This window comes from Shewanella baltica, from assembly GCF_900456975.1.
In the GTDB taxonomy this organism is placed as follows: domain Bacteria; phylum Pseudomonadota; class Gammaproteobacteria; order Enterobacterales; family Shewanellaceae; genus Shewanella; species Shewanella baltica.
Map to the genome: position 1 here is coordinate 3,092,586 of NZ_UGYM01000002.1, position 17,845 is coordinate 3,110,430.

The 17,845-nt window shown below is 50.1% G+C and carries 4 protein-coding genes; all 4 read left to right on the plus strand.

Annotated elements, in window-relative coordinates:
• Window positions 1-483 precede the first annotated feature (483 nt).
• From DYH48_RS14090 to DYH48_RS14105, 4 genes are read left to right on the plus strand one after another with little or no spacing between them, the layout of a single operon-like run.
• Window positions 484-1,353: a helix-turn-helix domain-containing protein gene (locus DYH48_RS14090; protein WP_115335149.1), complete on the plus strand. Its 870-nt coding sequence runs from the start codon at window positions 484-486 to the stop codon at window positions 1,351-1,353.
• Window positions 1,350-9,461 (plus strand): type I polyketide synthase, encoded by an 8,112-nt coding sequence (locus DYH48_RS14095; protein WP_115335150.1) that lies wholly within the window; start codon window positions 1,350-1,352, stop codon window positions 9,459-9,461. Before DYH48_RS14090 ends, DYH48_RS14095 begins: the two co-directional genes overlap by 4 nt.
• The gene (locus DYH48_RS14100) at window positions 9,458-11,755 is read left to right on the plus strand and encodes a PfaB family protein (RefSeq protein ID WP_115335151.1); all 2,298 of its coding nucleotides are present in this window, start codon (window positions 9,458-9,460) and stop codon (window positions 11,753-11,755) included. Before DYH48_RS14095 ends, DYH48_RS14100 begins: the two co-directional genes overlap by 4 nt.
• A complete protein-coding gene (locus DYH48_RS14105) occupies window positions 11,752-17,763 on the plus strand; it encodes a hotdog fold thioesterase (protein WP_115335152.1) in 6,012 nt (2,003 codons plus the stop codon). The genes DYH48_RS14100 and DYH48_RS14105 overlap by 4 nt, the downstream gene beginning before the upstream one ends.
• Window positions 17,764-17,845 lie beyond the last annotated feature (82 nt).

Consider the following 17,845-nt stretch of genomic DNA (forward strand, 5'->3'; position numbering starts at 1 on the left):
TTTCAATTCTTAGCCGCACTCTAATAAGAGCAATTCTTAGAACGACTATTAGCTCAATCCCAAGCGCAAATTTTTGCTGCAATTGCCCAAAAAATAACAGTTTTAGCCGCATAGCCTCATTCATGACGAAAAGGACTTAGGCCAATATTGGGCTATTTTACCCCGATAACTCAAAAAAGCTGCCTTCATCGCCGCTACAAATATAAATCTTCCACTATCAAAGTATTAAACAGCCCAAGCGGCCAGCGAAAACCCAACATAACGCACAGAAAATACCATTACTCAACGAAAGCCAATAAATTCCAGTCCCAGATGATTGTATCGCTCCGAAACCTCAGGTAATCTGCATCCCCATTAAGTGACACAGATGATAAGCACAGGTTTTAAGATGAGTGTCACGACATTAGTCATAAATGTCAGTCGTGACTCAGCCAAAATCGCTTATCAGTCCCAATAGATTATGTCGGATGATAATTATTTTTAATGGCAACTCGCGACTCTCAATCTAAAGCGCCGTCATACGCCCCCAAGAGCACGACTCCAGTGGCGCAAAAAGACAGCACACCTCGGCATCGCAACGCCACCACTACGCCTGAAATGCGACTCTTTATCCAACAATCAGATCTGAGCGTGAGCCAGCTGGCAAAGATTTTAAATATTACCGAGGCAACGGTGCGTAAGTGGCGTAAGCGTGAGTCCATCAGCAACAGTTCGAACACGCCCCACCATCTCAACACGACGCTCACGCCGATGGAAGAATACGTGGTGGTGGGATTACGTTACCAACTCAGACTCACCTTAGATAGATTGCTCCACGTCACCCAAACCTACATTAATCCCAATGTGTCGCGCTCCGGCCTTGCCCGTTGCTTAAAGCGCTACGGCATATCGCGGCTCGATGAGTTTGAAGCACCACAAGTACCCGAACGCTATTTTAATCAATTACCTGTGACTCAAGGCAGCGATATCCAAACCTATACGGTCAACCCCGAAACCTTGGCCAAAGCCCTCGCATTGCCGAGTACCGACGGCAATACTGTGGTGCAAGTGGTATCACTCACCATACCGCCGCAGCTTACAGAGCAAGCTCCAAGCTCAGTGCTATTAGGCATAGATACGGCAAGTGATTGGATTTACCTCGATATTTATCAAGACAGCAACACCCAAGCGACCAATAGATATATCGCCTATGTCCTCCGACATGGGCCGTTTCATTTACGAAAGTTGCTCGTTCGCAACTATCACACCTTCTTAGCCCGTTTTCCCGGTGCCCATGGCACGCCAAAGACAAGCGCGGCTGAATCCCAAAACAAGGTCACCGTATCCAGGTCGACCCGTGGAGACTCTTTATGAGCCATACCCCTTCTGTACCTAATTCTGCGACTGAGTCAAAAAAAGATAAACGACTCAACAAACGTTTGAAAGATATGCCCGTTGCCATCGTCGGCATGGCCAGTATCTTCGCCAACTCGCGTTATTTAAATAAATTTTGGGATTTGATCAGCGAAAAAATCGATGCCATTACTGACATCCCAGACACCCATTGGCGCGCCGAAGATTACTACGATGCCGACAAAAGCAAAGCCGATAAAAGCTACTGTAAACGCGGTGGTTTTTTGCCTGAAGTCGACTTCAACCCCATGGAATTCGGTCTGCCGCCCAATATTTTAGAACTGACAGACACCTCGCAACTATTGTCGCTGATTGTCGCCAAAGAAGTGCTCGCCGATGCCAATCTGCCCACCGATTACGATCGTGATCGTATCGGTATCACGCTAGGCGTGGGCGGTGGTCAAAAAATCAGTCAGAGCTTGAACTCGCGCCTGCAATATCCAGTGCTTAAAAAAGTATTCAAAAGCAGCGGCCTGAGCGATGAAGACAGCGAAATGCTGATCAAAAAGTTCCAAGACCAATATATCCACTGGGAAGAAAACTCTTTCCCAGGTTCACTCGGCAACGTGATTGCAGGCCGTATCGCCAACCGATTTGATTTTGGCGGCATGAACTGTGTGGTCGATGCTGCCTGTGCGGGCTCGCTTGCCGCTATGCGTATGGCGTTGACTGAACTGACCGAAGGTCGCAGCGACATGATGATCACCGGCGGCGTCTGTACCGACAATTCGCCGTCCATGTACATGAGCTTCTCAAAAACGCCCGCCTTCACCACTAACGAAACCATTCAACCCTTTGATATCGATTCAAAAGGCATGATGATCGGCGAAGGTATTGGCATGGTCGCGCTTAAACGCCTTGAAGATGCCGAGCGCGATGGTGACCGGATTTATGCCGTCATTAAAGGCGTTGGCGCCTCATCGGACGGTAAGTTTAAGAGTATTTATGCGCCGCGCCCTGAGGGCCAAGCTAAAGCACTCGAACGCGCTTACGACGACGCGGGTTTTGCACCGCACAGCATTGGTTTGGTTGAAGCCCACGGCACAGGTACTGCCGCAGGTGATGTGGCCGAATTCAATGGCTTAAAATCGGTATTTGCCCAAGGCAACGACACCAATCAGCATATCGCGTTAGGTTCAGTGAAATCCCAAGTGGGCCACACTAAATCAACTGCGGGTACTGCCGGGGTGATCAAAGCCGCGCTGGCACTGCATCACAAGGTATTACCTGCGACCATTAACGTCAGCCAGCCTAATCCAAAACTGAATATCGAAAGTTCGCCATTCTATTTAAATACCGAAACTCGCCCATGGTTCCAACGCGCAGATGCAACACCGCGCCGTGCTGGCGTCAGCTCCTTTGGTTTTGGCGGCACCAACTTCCATCTTGTATTAGAAGAATACAAACCTGAGCATAGCCGTGACGAGCAATATCGTCAGCGCAGTGTGCCGCAGACACTATTGTTTGCCGCCGCCAATAAAGCCGCGCTGCTTAGCGAGTTAAAAGCTGCGCTGAGCCAAAGTGTGAACACGAACGCGAATAAGAGCAGCGCTGCGAGTCTGAACGCTATCGCTCAGCAATATCCACTACGCACACTGGCAAGCACAGATGCCCGTTTAGGTTTTGTAGCTAAGGATATCGCACAGCTGCAAGCTCAGTTAAATCAATCGATTGCGCATTTAGAAACCAATGTAATTGAAGTGTGGCAATTACCTTCTGGTATCAGCTACCGCTCTCATGCCTTAGTGGCTAAGAATGAATCAAAGAAAGTAGCCGCCCTGTTTGCCGGTCAAGGTTCACAGTACCTCAACATGGGCCGCGAACTCGCCTGCCATTTCCCTGAAATGCGCCAACAAGTGATGGCCAGCGATAAGGTATTTGCTCACCACGGCCAAACACCGTTATCCAACATCCTTTACCCTATTCCGGCATTCGATGCCGATGCGGTGAAAGCCCAAGAAGCGGCGCTGACCAATACCCTGTTCGCCCAAAGCGCCATAGGCGCGGTTTCAATGGCGCAATATTCGCTATTAACTCAAGCGGGGTTTGCCCCCGATATGGTGGCAGGTCACAGCTTTGGTGAACTGTCAGCCCTTTGCGCGGCAGGCGTGATTTCCAATGAAGATTACGTCGAACTGGCCTTCGCCCGTGGGCACGCCATGGCGCAAGTGCCGAGCGATACAGGGACTCAAGTTGATTTAGGAACCATGTTCGCCATCATTCTTAAGCAAAAGAATGACATCGATGCGCTCAATAGCTGTTTAGCCCAGTTTGATGGCGTTAAAATTGCCAACTACAACGCGCCGACACAATTAGTCATCGCAGGTGGCACAGAGCAAACTCAGCTGGCCGCTAATGCCATTAGCGAACTGGGCTTTAAAGCGATTGCCCTGCCTGTCTCTGGCGCGTTCCATACCCCATTGGTTGGACACGCACAAAAGCCATTTGCCAAAGCCATTGATAAAGCTAGATTCAGCGCACCTTCTGTCGCACTTTATGCCAACGGAACGGGTCAATTACACCCAACCGATGGCAAAGCGATTAAAGCAGAATTCAAACAACACATGCTGCAATCGGTTCGCTTTAGCGAACAACTGCAGGCCATGTATGACGCTGGCGCCCGTGTGTTTGTTGAGTTTGGCCCTAAGAACATATTGCAAAAGTTAGTTGAAAATACCTTAGGCGAACACTTAAATGAGCTTTGCCTTGTCAGCATGAACCCGAATCCTAAGGGCGACAGTGACAGTCAATTACGCTTAGCTGCTGTGCAACTCGCGGTAGCCGGTGTGGCATTAACTGAGGTTGATCCCTATCAAGCCGTCACGTCACAAGATATTGCCGAACGTGAAGCGCCATCAGCAATGAACATCAAACTCACCGCCACTAACCATATTAGTGCTGCGACCAAAGCTAAGATGGCCAAATCCCTCGCCACAGGCAGCGTGACTAGCCAAGTGCAATATGTGGATCGCATCGTTGAAACGGTTGTCGAAAAAGAAGTCGAAAAAATTGTTGAGAAAGAAGTCATCGTCGAAAAAGTTGTTGAGAAAATAATAGAAGTGGAAGCTAATCAAGTGGCAGCTGTTGAAATGAAACAAACATCCCCAAGCGTTGCGCAAGGCTTAAGCAATCAGCAGCAAGCGACGGCGCAGTTAAACCCAAGCACACCTAACGTCAGCGGCGATGCGTTAACGGCATTTTTCAGCGCACAATCTCAAGCGGCGCAGTTACATCAACAGTTTTTAGCTATCCCGCAGCAATATGGCGATACCTTCACGACACTGATGACAGAACAAGCCAAGATGGCGAGCCAAGGCATTGCTATCCCAGAAAGCCTGCAACGCTCGATGGAAATGTTCCACCAGCATCAAGCGCAAACCCTGCAAAGCCACGCCGAATTTATGCAACTGCAAAGCAGTAGCAGCCAAGCGGCCTTGGCGATGCTAAACAATGCGCCGATTAACTTTACCCCAGCGGTTGCAAGTCAGCCACGAGCAACTGCGCCGGCTCCAGCACCTTTTGCTGCATCGACAGTTGCGCACAATGCCGCACCAATAGCGGCTCAGGCTGTTGCGACGAGACCAGCAATTAACACACCTGTTGCACCTGTTGTGCAAACCGCTCCCGTTGCTCATGCGCCTGCTGCGACAGTACAAGTTGCGCCAGCAGCTCCTGTTTTAGTTATGCCAGAGATGACATCTGTGGCACCAGCAACAAGCGGCTTAAGTGCTGCACTTGTTCAACAAACTATGATGGCTGTGGTTGCCGACAAAACAGGCTACCCCACTGAAATGCTGGAACTTGGCATGGATATGGAAGCCGATTTAGGTATCGATTCGATTAAGCGCGTTGAAATTTTAGGCACAGTACAAGACGAACTGCCGGGCTTACCTGAACTCAGCCCAGAAGATCTGGCCGAGTGCCGTACCTTAGGTGAAATCGTTGACTACATGAACAGCAAACTGCCTGCGGCTGGCCAAGTTGTAGTTTCTACAACAGCGCCAACAGCTCCTGCCGCCAACGGTTTAAGCGCTGCGTTAGTGCAACAAACCATGATGGCTGTGGTGGCTGACAAGACAGGCTATCCGACTGAAATGCTTGAACTCAGCATGGATATGGAAGCCGATTTAGGTATCGATTCTATTAAGCGCGTTGAAATCTTAGGCACAGTACAAGACGAACTGCCGGGTTTACCAGAGCTCAGCCCAGAGGATTTGGCCGAATGTCGCACCTTAGGTGAAATCGTTGACTACATGAACAGCAAATTGCCAGTAGTTAGCGTGGTAGCAGTTGCACCACCGGCAAACGTTGGAGCAACGCCTGCACAAGTTCCAGCGAATAACGGTTTAAGCGCTGCCTTAGTGCAACAAACTATGATGGCTGTGGTGGCTGACAAGACTGGCTATCCGACTGAAATGCTGGAGCTCAGCATGGATATGGAAGCCGATTTAGGTATCGATTCAATTAAGCGCGTTGAAATCTTAGGCACAGTGCAAGACGAGCTGCCGGGTTTACCAGAGCTCAGCCCAGAAGATCTGGCCGAGTGTCGCACCTTAGGTGAAATCGTTGACTACATGCAAAGTAAATTGCCTGTTGCTGCAGCAGCCTCAGTTGCTCATGTCGCCCAGACAATTGCGACTCCAGCATCTAACGGCTTAAGTGCTGCACTTGTTCAACAAACCATGATGGCTGTAGTGGCCGACAAGACAGGCTACCCCACTGAAATGCTGGAACTCAGCATGGACATGGAAGCCGATCTAGGTATCGATTCAATTAAGCGCGTTGAAATCTTAGGCACAGTGCAAGACGAGCTACCAGGCTTACCTGAGCTGAATCCTGAAGATCTGGCAGAGTGTCGCACCTTAGGCGAAATCGTTGACTACATGAACAGCAAATTGCCAGTAGTTAGCGCGGTAGCAGTTGCACCAGCGGCAAACGTTGAAGCAACGCCAGCACAAGTTCCAGCGAATAACGGTTTAAGTGCTGAAAAAGTCCAACAAACCATGATGTCAGTGGTGGCCGACAAGACGGGCTACCCCACTGAAATGCTAGAACTCAGCATGGATATGGAAGCCGATCTAGGTATCGATTCCATCAAGCGCGTTGAAATCTTAGGCACAGTACAAGACGAGCTACCAGGCTTACCTGAGCTGAATCCTGAAGATCTGGCCGAGTGTCGCACCTTAGGTGAAATCGTTATGCTCTTTTCGCAAGATTTAGGGCAAGGTAAGCTAGGCCAAAACGCGGTAAGCCAGAATGCCGCGCCAGTTAGCGCTGTCGTTCAGCCTGAACCTACTATCGATTTGCCACCACATGATTTACCACCCCATAGCGAGGTAGTGCTAAAAAAGTTGCCAGCGGCGGCTGAGCTAACGCAACTATCGCCACAGCAATCGTCAAAGCAATCAGCGCAACAAGCTCAAACACGCGTTTTTGCTAAAGATGCCTGCATTATCATTAGCGATGATGGTCACAATGCTGGCGTACTTGCCGAGAAATTGCATGCTCAAGGTCTAACGGTTGCGGTTGTGCGCTCGCCAGAAAACCTTGTAGCCAGTGCATCACCGCTCAATAGCCACATTGCCAGCTTCACATTGGCGGCGATTGACGATGCCAGCATTGGTGCAGTAATTAATGAGATCAAAAGCTTAGGTACAGTTGCAGGCTTTATTCATCTGCAACCACAACATAAAACCTCAGCCGATGCGAAAGGTTTAGTGTTGTCCAGTGCCGCCAAGGCATCCGTCGAGCAAGCGTTCTTGTTCGCCAAGCACTTACAACCGTTTTTAACAACAGCAGCGACCGCCAATACTGGTAGTAGTTTTATCAGCGTCAGTCGTATCGACGGTGGTTTTGGTTATCTTAACCACAGCCAAATTGCCAATAGCGAATTAAACCAAGCAGCGTTATCAGGCCTGACGAAAACCTTAAGCCACGAGTGGCCAAGTGTGCATTGCCGCGCCTTAGATATCGCGCCCGCACTTGATGCCAAACAACTGGCCAATGCGGTGATCGCTGAGTTATTTACAACCGATAAGCTATTAGAAGTCGGTGTTAGCCAAGGCGCAGCCCAAGCACTTGAGCGCGTGACCTTAGTGGCAGGCAAGGCCGATACCCGCCACGGCGCGGCGAATTTAACGAGTGCAGATAAAATTCTGGTGACCGGCGGCGCAAAAGGCGTGACCTTTGAATGTGCGCTAAGTTTGGCCAAACGCAGTAAGGCACACTTTATCCTTGCCGGCAGAAGTAGCCAACAGGCCATTCCCGCTTGGGCACAGGGCAAAAATAACAGTGAACTTAAAGCCGCAGCTATTACCCACATTCAAAGCTTGGGCGAGAAACCCACGCCAAAACAAGTGGATGCCTTAGTATGGCCAGTTCAAAGCAGCCTAGAAATTGCAGCCGCACTGCAAGCCTTTACCGCTGTGGGCGCGAGCGCTGAGTACTTAAGCCTCGATGTTAACAATCCAGATGCGATCGCCAGCACGATAGTGCCGATCACCGAGTTGTCGCCTATTACTGGCATCATCCATGGTGCGGGCGTACTCGCCGATAAACACATCCAAGACAAAACCTTAGATGAGTTAGCACGGGTGTATGGCACTAAGGTCACAGGTATAAGCAATCTACTTGCCGCACTGGATTTAGATAAATTAAAACTGATTGCCCTATTCTCTTCGGCGGCGGGTTTTTACGGCAATACTGGCCAAAGCGATTACGCCATGTCCAACGACATACTCAACAAAGCCGCACTGCAACTGGCGCAGCAACTGCCAAATGCCAAAGTGATGAGCTTCGATTGGGGTCCGTGGGATGGCGGCATGGTGAATCCTGCGCTGAAAAAGATGTTTATCGATCGCGGTGTTTATGTGATCCCGTTAAAGGCGGGTGCTGAGTTATTTGCGAGCCAATTACTGAGCAACACAGGCGCACAATTGCTGGTCGGTACTGACATGCAAGGCAGCGCACCCCATGACGACACGCCTAACGAAGTACAAGAAACTGAAGGTAGCAATCTAAAAAAGCCTAAAGCGGATCTGACCACTGACTCGTCGGGTCCGCATGCTTTGCCTAACGCTGTAAATCCAAGCGCTGTAAATCCAAGCACTGTAAAACTGCAGCGCACACTGGACCCTAAGGCAATGATCTTTATTGAAGATCACTGCATTAACGGTAATCCCGTATTACCGACTGTGTGCGCGATTCAGTGGATGCGTGAAGCCGCCTTTGATGTGCTCAAGCAACCAGTCAAAGTGCAAAGCTACAAGCTGTTGAAGGGCATTATTTTCGACGCTGTGATGTTAGAAAAAGGTGCGTTAGAAAACGGCGCGCCCATCACGCTAGAACTTGAGCTTGCACCGATTGCGTTAACGGATAAAGCCGCGAAAGACACAGACGAGTGCTTGAGTGGACAATTCAGTGCCTTAATCAGCTTTGAAGGTCGTCCGCAATATCAAGCCATCTTAGTGATTGATGATGCGCCTAGTGATAACTTAGGCACTAATAGCAAAGCAACTGCCTTTGACGCGCATAGCTTGGCAGGACTTTCTGCCATCACAACCGCAAGCAGCATTTACAGCGACGGCACGCTTTTCCACGGCCCAAGACTGCAAGGTATTGAGTCTGTGGTGAAGTTTGACGATGCGAGCTTAGTCGCCAAGGTGAGTATTCCCCATGTTGCGTTAGCGGATTGCGGGAGTTTTGTGCCCAATCTGGCCCCTAAAGGCTCACAAGCTTTTGCGGAAGATTTGTTGCTGCAGGCGATGCTGGTGTGGGCGAGACTAAAATATGGCGCGGCGAGTTTGCCATCAAGCATTGGTGAGTTTATTTCCCATGCGCCATTTGCCTTTGGCGATAAAGGCTATTTAGTACTGGAAGTGGTAAAACACTCTGGCCGTGCCCTTGAAGCCAATATTGCACTGTATCATCAAGATGGTCGTTTAAGCTGCGAGATGAACAACGCCAAAGTCACGATTAGCAAAAACCTTAACGGTGCATTTTTAGCTAATAAAATTGCGAATAAAGTTGCTAATAAAAGCATTGAAAGCGTGGAGGCGAAAGTCGAGTGAACTTAGCCCACCCTTTAGCAACGACCCATAGCGGCCAAGCTGAAACGTCGATTGCTGACACTGCTAATGCTGACAAAAGCGCCAAGCCACTGCGTATTGCAGTGTTGCTTGGCGATGCCGTCAACCTTGACTCTCACTCAGCACAAATATTAGGGACGTTTGCGGAACGTGAAAGAGTTCAAATTTGCGCTGCCGATGCCAACCAATCGACAGCACATGAACCGACATTGCACGAGTCGAAAATGCATGAACCGTCAGTGCATGAACCGTCAGTGCATGAGCAAAGGTCGCTCACTGCGTTGTTAGGCCAAGCAACAACAGCCATTGAACAAGGCAAGCTCGTTGAACTGACATTCAATGATGGCAATCTGCCCCAGTCTCTGTATTTGCTCGATGGTTTACGCGCTGCCAAACTGCGCCTTCACGCACACGCATTTATTGCTGGCTTTGCCGCTGGCAATGAAACAACAGATGTTGAAAATGCGGCGACTGTTGCTAATGCGGCCTTAGCGGCGGCAAAGCGCAGCCCAGCTCAAACCGTTCAACATCAGACTGTCGCCAACACTCTTAACGAGACATTTGTTGCGCTGCGCCAAGGTGTAACCGCACTCGCCGCGCGAACACAAGCGCCGCTTAAAGGCACTACTGGTATAAAACAGACAAACGACACCAATCATCAAACTGGCTATTGGTTTAGCGACCAACATCAAGCGCGGGTGTTGTGTCTAAATCTTGTAGCAAAGACGTCACATCAAGCGGATGAGTCTCGAAATCTAAGCCAAAGCCTAGTGCTGACCCAAGGCACACAACTTGCCGCGCCCAAAGCTCTTGTCGATGAAAACAGGCTGTTTGTGCCGATAAGTGGTGACAGTATTAATAAGCTAAAAGCAAAACTGTTTCAGTTGCTTGGTTCACTAGACATTGGCGCACTAGACACGTCATTTGCATCACATCAACTCGCATTCTTGTTTGAACGCTACAATGCCAACGCACCACTAGCATTAGTCTTAATGGCGGCATCGATTGATGATCTCAAACTTGAAGCTAAGGCCATGCTTACGGCGCTTGAAAATGATGCGGTGCGTCATCATGGTCAGCACTTTAAGACACCAGCGGGCAGCTGCTTTACCGCTAAGCCGCTAGGGGATACGGGACTGACCTTTGTATATCCTGGTGTTGGTACGGTTTACGCCAATATGTTCAACAACTTGCATGAGTACTTCCCCGCGCTGTATCACCAGCTAGAACGTGAAGGCGATTTAAGCGCCATGCTGCAATCACCGCAGATTTATGCGGCAGATGTTAAAACCGCGGCTGGCATGAACCTAAGTCAGCAAGCGATTAGTGGCGTGGGGGCCAGTTATCTATTCACTAAACTGTTGACCCAAGTCTTTAATATTAAACCTAAAATGGCGCTCGGTTACTCTATGGGCGAAGCGGCCATGTGGGCCAGCCTAGATGTGTGGCAAACACCCCACGGGATGATTAACGCCACTGAAAATAGCGATATTTTCAACCATGCGATTTCTGGCGAGCTAACCGCAGTCCGCCGAGCGTGGCAGCTTGCGGATGATGAAGCCATAGTGTGGAACAGCTTTGTGGTGCGCGCTGATAGCAATGAAATAAAGGCATTATTACCAGAGTTTCCTCGTGCTTATTTAGCCATCACCCAAGGTGATACTTGCGTCATTGCAGGCTGCGAAACAAGCTGTAAAGCCCTGCTTGCCAAGTTAGGCAAACGCGGGATTGCCGCCAATCGCGTCACGGCAATGCATACCGCGCCTGCCCTGTTAGTCCATTGGCAAGTACAAGATTTCTATACTCAAGCGCTAAAACCTGAGGCACTGGAACCTGAGGCGCTGAAAGCGGCGGCGCAAGATTCGTCTATCCGCTTTATCAGCGCAGCGCAAACTGCGCCAGTAATCGTGGATAGCCACAGCATTGGCCGCGCGATTGCCGATACCTTTTGTTCGCCACTCGACTTTAGTGCGCTCATTCAAAATGCCACTGAGCAAGGCGCAAGGCTGTTTGTCGAAGTGGGCGCCGATAGGCAAACTAGCACACTCATAGATAAAATTAGCCACGCCCACGCAAGCCAAAGCACGGCGAACGCGGCGACAGCCGCCATTGCCTGCAATGCCAAGGGTGCCGACGCGATTACCAGCTTACTCAAGTGTTTAGCTCAGCTGATAAGCCACAGAGTACCGCTGTCGCTCGCGCCGCTCATCCAGCCATTAAGTGCAAACAAAGCCCCTTTATCATCAGCAGTATCACCAAAAGGAGAACCCCTGTGAGTTCTCAGCATTCCCCTACTATTGATAAAACTACCGTGCCTACCATTGCGTCAAACCGCGCATCAAAAAGTGCGTCAAAAATTGCGATTGTCGGTCTCGCGACTCAGTATCCTGACGCCGATAATCCACAAACCTTCTGGCAAAATCTGTTGGATAAAAAAGACTCACGCACCCAAATTAGCCGCGAAAAGCTCAATGCTAATCCCGCCGATTACCAAGGTGTGCAGGGTCAGTCTGACCGTTTTTACTGTGATAAAGGCGGCTACATCCAACACTTCCAGTTTGATGCCAAAGGTTATCAACTGCCTGAGTCCGCCTTTGACGGTTTAGATGAAAGCTTTTTATGGGCACTCGATTGCAGTCGTAAAGCCCTCAAAGACGCAGGGATTGCTCCAAGCGATGCCGTACTGGCGCGCACAGGTATCGTGATGGGAACCTTGTCGTTCCCGACCGCCCGCTCCAACGAACTGTTTTTGCCTCTGTATCATCAAACCGTTGAAAAGGCGCTGCAAAACAAACTTAACCAAAGCGCTTTTCAACTGGCTGATTTTAACCAAGCTCACGCTGGAGAAGTGTTAAACGTCGAGCAAGCATTAAACGTCGCCAATGGCGCCGTTGCCCACACAGCTTCAAAGCTGGTCAGCGATGCACTCGGTTTAGGTGGCACTCAGTTAAGTCTCGATGCCGCCTGCGCTAGCTCAGTTTACGCACTTAAACTCGCCTGCGATTACCTAACAACTGGCAAGGCCGATATGATGCTTGCAGGCGCGGTATCGGGCGCAGATCCCTTCTTTATCAACATGGGATTCTCGATTTTCCACGCCTACCCTGATCATGGAATCTCGGCACCCTTTGATAGCAACAGCAAGGGCTTATTCGCCGGAGAAGGCGCTGGTGTTTTAGTCTTAAAACGCTTAGAAGATGCCGAGCGCGATGGCGATAACATCTATGCCGTCGTCAGCGGCATTGGTTTGTCGAACGACGGTAAAGGCCAGTTTGTATTAAGCCCCAACAGCAAGGGCCAAGTGCAAGCCTTCGAGCGCGCCTATAGTGCGGCAAACACTCAGCCTGCCAATATCGAAGTGATTGAATGCCATGCCACCGGCACGCCGCTTGGGGATAAAGTCGAACTCGCCTCGATGGAGCGCTTCTTCGAGGACAAACTCGCGGGCTCTGCAGTGCCGCTGATCGGTTCAGCAAAATCCAACTTAGGCCATTTACTCACCGCCGCAGGCATGCCGGGGATCATGAAGATGATTTTTGCCATGCGCTCGGGCCGACTGCCGCCAAGTATTAACTTATCAGCGCCGATATCTTCGCCTAAGGGCTTGTTTAGCGCAAAAAATCTGCCAACAGAATTGCATGCTTGGCCCGATAAAGCCGGAAACTCCCGCCGCCACGCCGGTGTTTCCGTGTTTGGTTTTGGCGGCTGTAATGCGCATTTGTTGCTGGAATCCTATGCTGCCAATACAAACAAAAAGAATGAACAAGCCGCAGCCGCTGTAAGTTACCAGCACACGCCATTAAATATCATTGGTATAGCATCGCACTTTGGACCTTTATCCTCTATTAATGCACTGGATAACACGATAAGCGCAAAGCAAGATGCCTTTATCCCGCTGCCCGCTAAACGCTGGAAAGGCTTAGATAAACACCCTGATATTCTAGCCAACTTTGGTTTAAGCGGAACTGGCCTCGCAGCCGCACCACAGGGCGCGTATATCGACCAGTTCGATTTTGACTTCCTGCGCTTTAAAGTGCCGCCTAATGAGGATGATCGCCTGATCTCCCAGCAACTGCTGCTGATCAAAGTGGCCGATGAAGCGATTCGTGATGCGAACTTAAAGCCCGGTGGCAAGGTTGCTGTATTAGTGGCGATGGAAACAGAGCTTGAATTGCACCAGTTCCGTGGCAGGGTGAACCTGCACACTCAACTGGCAGACAGCCTTAAAAAACAAGGGATCACCCTCACGCAAGCTGAGTATCTCGCCCTTGAAAAAATCGCCATGGACAGTGTGCTCGATGCCGCCAAACTGAACCAATACACCAGTTTTATTGGCAATATCATGGCGTCACGCATCGCATCCCTTTGGGACTTTAACGGCCCTGCCTTTACCATTTCGGCGGCGGAGCAATCGGTCGCCCGCTGTATCGATGTAGCCGAAAATCTGTTGTCCCAAGAGTCCTTAGATGCCGTAGTGATCGCTGCCGTCGATTTAAGTGGCAGCCTTGAGCAAGTGATCCTCAAAAACGCCGTATCGCCAGTGGCATTTAATGCCACTGGCACTGGTTGGAAAGTCGGTGAAGGTGCAGGCGCATTAGTGCTCACGACAACACAATCAAGTGCAGCCCAGCCAAGCGCTGACAATGCCAATAGCAACAGCTATGGCGACTGTTATGGTCATATCAGCGGCCAAGTGTTTGGCGCTATGTGTGACCCGCAAGGTCACAGCAACACGGCGCGCATTTGCGATGACTTGTTAACCCAAGCCAAGGTGAATAGCAGCCAAATTAGCTTGATTGAAACCAGTATTGCAGTTGAGCAACTTGCCGATTCGGAACTGGTACTCAATACCCTGCTGCCGAGTGTAAGTGAGCGCAACCAAGCCGCAGATACCCTAGGTCACAACTTTGCCGCTGCGGGCATGGCGAGTATTTTGAGCGCGCTGCTTCAGCTTAAAAATCATGGGCAATTAAAAAACCAAGTACAGCCACAAGCTAATCAAGTGCAGCACGCGCTCGTTGCCACGTTTAGCCAAGGTAAATGCTCGCAATTATTGCTCAGTCAAAGTGCCACGCAAGCACACAGTTTGCAGCAAAGGCTTGAGCAAGACTTAACGCTTTCAGAGCAAAAACACTTAATAAAACAAGTGACACTCGGTGGCCGCGATATCTATCAGCATATCCTTGATACGCCGCTCGCTGGCCTTGATGCTATACAACAAAAAGCCCAAGCCATCACTGCATTGCCAAAGCGCAGCCAACGCAAACATTTGGCCCAAATAGCGAGCAAAGACACGAGTGGCTTTGCAACAAGCAGCCCAACCACGGCTCTACAAAAAGAGACATTAAGCAGCATGCCAATTAATGCCCTAAGCACGCCCAATAACAACGCCGCTCAAGCAGAGCTAAAAGACGCTGCATTTATACGTAATCAGCAACTCGCCCGTGAAGCTCATTTAGCCTTTTTACAAAGCCGTGAGCAAGGCCTGAAACTGGCCGATGCCTTGATGAAAGCCCAGCTTGCCAGCGAGTTAGCCGTCAATGACCAAGCTGCGCCGGTACAACAGCAAGCCACCGTTCAAGCATCTGCGACAGCGGTTCTCCCACATACTGCACTTTATCCAAACCAAGTGCTTTATCCAAACCATGCAAAAGTGCCTCTGTACACGCCGCCAACACCGATAAGCAAGCCTTGTATTTGGGATTATGCGGATTTAGTCGAGTACGCCGAAGGTGATATCGCTAAAGTATTTGGCCAAGATTACGCCATTATCGACAGCTACTCGCGCCGTGTACGCCTGCCAACCACAGACTATTTGCTGGTATCTCGGGTGACGAAATTAAACGCCCAGATGAACCAATATCAGCCTTGCACTATGACCACAGAATACGACATTCCTGTGGACGCGCCGTATTTGGTCGATGGTCAAATTCCGTGGGCCGTAGCGGTTGAATCGGGTCAATGCGACTTGATGCTGATCAGCTACTTAGGTATCGACTTTGAAAATAAGGGCGAGCGCGTTTATCGCCTGCTCGATTGCACCCTGACCTTCCTTGGCGACTTACCGCGCGGTGGCGACACCCTGCGCTACGATATTTCCATCAATCACTTTGCCCGCAATGGCGATACCTTGTTGTTCTTCTTCTCCTACGAATGTTTCGTGGGCGACAAGCTGATCCTGAAAATGGATGGCGGCTGTGCCGGCTTCTTCACAGACAAGGAACTGGCCGACGGCAAAGGCGTTATTCACACCGAAGCCGAAATCAAAGCGCGCAACCTCGCCTTGAACAATCCGAATAAGCCGCGCTTTAATCCGTTACTGAACTGCGCGCAAAACCAATTTGATTACAGCCAAATCCATAAACTGCTCGGCGCCGATATCGGTGACTGTTTTGGCGGCGCACACGCGGCTCATCAAGCCCAATATGGTTTGCAGCCCTCTTTATGTTTTGCATCCGAAAAATTCCTGATGATTGAACAGGTCAGCCATCTTGAGGTGCATGGCGGCGCGTGGGGCTTAGGTTCAGTTCAAGGCCATAAACAGCTCGAAGCTGATCATTGGTATTTCCCGTGTCATTTCAAGGGCGACCAAGTGATGGCGGGATCGTTAATGGCTGAAGGTTGTGGACAATTACTGCAATTCTTTATGCTGCATATTGGAATGCATGCCAGTACAGAAGAAGGGGGTGTCAAAAACGGTCGTTTCCAGCCACTCGAAAACGCATCACAAAAAGTGCGCTGTCGCGGTCAAGTGTTGCCGCAATCTGGCCTGCTCACCTATCGTATGGAAATCACTGAAATCGGTATGAGCCCGCGCCCCTATGCTAAGGCGAATATCGATATTCTGCTCAATGGTAAAGTGGTGGTGGACTTCCAAAACCTTGGGGTGATGCTCAAAGAAGAAGCCGAATGCACCCGCTACCTTGCGGATAACGATGCCTGCACAGCTAACAATACGACTAAAAATGCTGCCAAAAATGCTGCTTCGGCTGCGACGCTGGTTTCAACAGCACCCGCATCGTTCGCTGCGCCGTTGATGGCCCAGCTGCCAGATTTAACTGCGCCAACCAACAAAGGCGTAGTGCCGCTAAAGCATGTACCTGCGCCGATTGCGCCAGCGGATTCAAAGTACGCCAACCGCGTGCCCGATACCCTGCCGTTCACGCCGTACCACATGTTCGAATTTGCCACGGGCGATATCGAAAACTGCTTCGGCCCTGATTTCAGCATCTATCGCGGCCTTATTCCACCGCGCACGCCTTGCGGTGATTTACAGCTCACGACTCGCGTCATTGCGATTGACGGCAAACGCGGCGAGCTGAAAAAGCCCTCTTCGTGTATCGCCGAATATGAAGTGCCTGCAAATGCTTGGTATTACGATAAAAACAGCCATCACGCCGTGATGCCCTATTCTGTGCTGATGGAAATATCACTGCAGCCAAATGGCTTTATCTCAGGTTATATGGGCACCACCTTGGGCTTCCCCGGCCAAGAGCTGTTTTTCCGTAACTTAGACGGTAGCGGTAAGTTGCTGCGCCACGTGGATTTACGCGGCAAAACCATAGTGAACGACTCACGTCTGTTATCGACTGTGATTGCTGGCAGCAACATCATCCAGAATTTCAGCTTCGAGCTAAGCTGCGATGGCGAGCCTTTCTACCAAGGTAAAGCGGTATTTGGTTACTTCAAGGGCGATGCGCTGAAAAACCAGTTAGGCATAGACAACGGCAAGATCACACAGCCTTGGCATGTGCAAAATGGCATAGCCGCCGATAGCCAAATCAATCTGTTAGATAAACAGCATCGCAGCTTCAACGCGCCAGAAGGTCAGCCGCATTACCGTTTAGCGGGCGGTCAGCTTAACTTTATCGACAAAGCCGACATCGTGAAGACCGGCGGTAAAGCGGGCCTTGGCTATTTATACGCCGAGCGCACCATTGACCCGAGTGATTGGTTCTTCCAATTCCACTTCCATCAAGATCCGGTAATGCCAGGCTCATTAGGGGTTGAAGCCATTATCGAGCTGATGCAAACCTATGCGATTGACCAAGACCTTGGTGCGAGCTTTAAGAGTCCAAAATTCGGCCAGATATTATCGGATATCAAATGGAAGTATCGCGGCCAAATTAACCCATTAAACAAGCAGATGTCGCTGGATGTACACATTACCAGCGTGACAGACGACAATGGCAAACGCATCATTATGGGCGATGCCAACTTGAGTAAAGATGGTCTGCGGATTTATGAAGTCAAAGATATCGCCATCTGTATTGAAGAAGCTTAATGCGGTAAATTCTATTTATTGAATCACTTAAAAATAATCCTGCCGCTGCGTTGGCTTTTTACACCCGAACTTTTTACTCAAG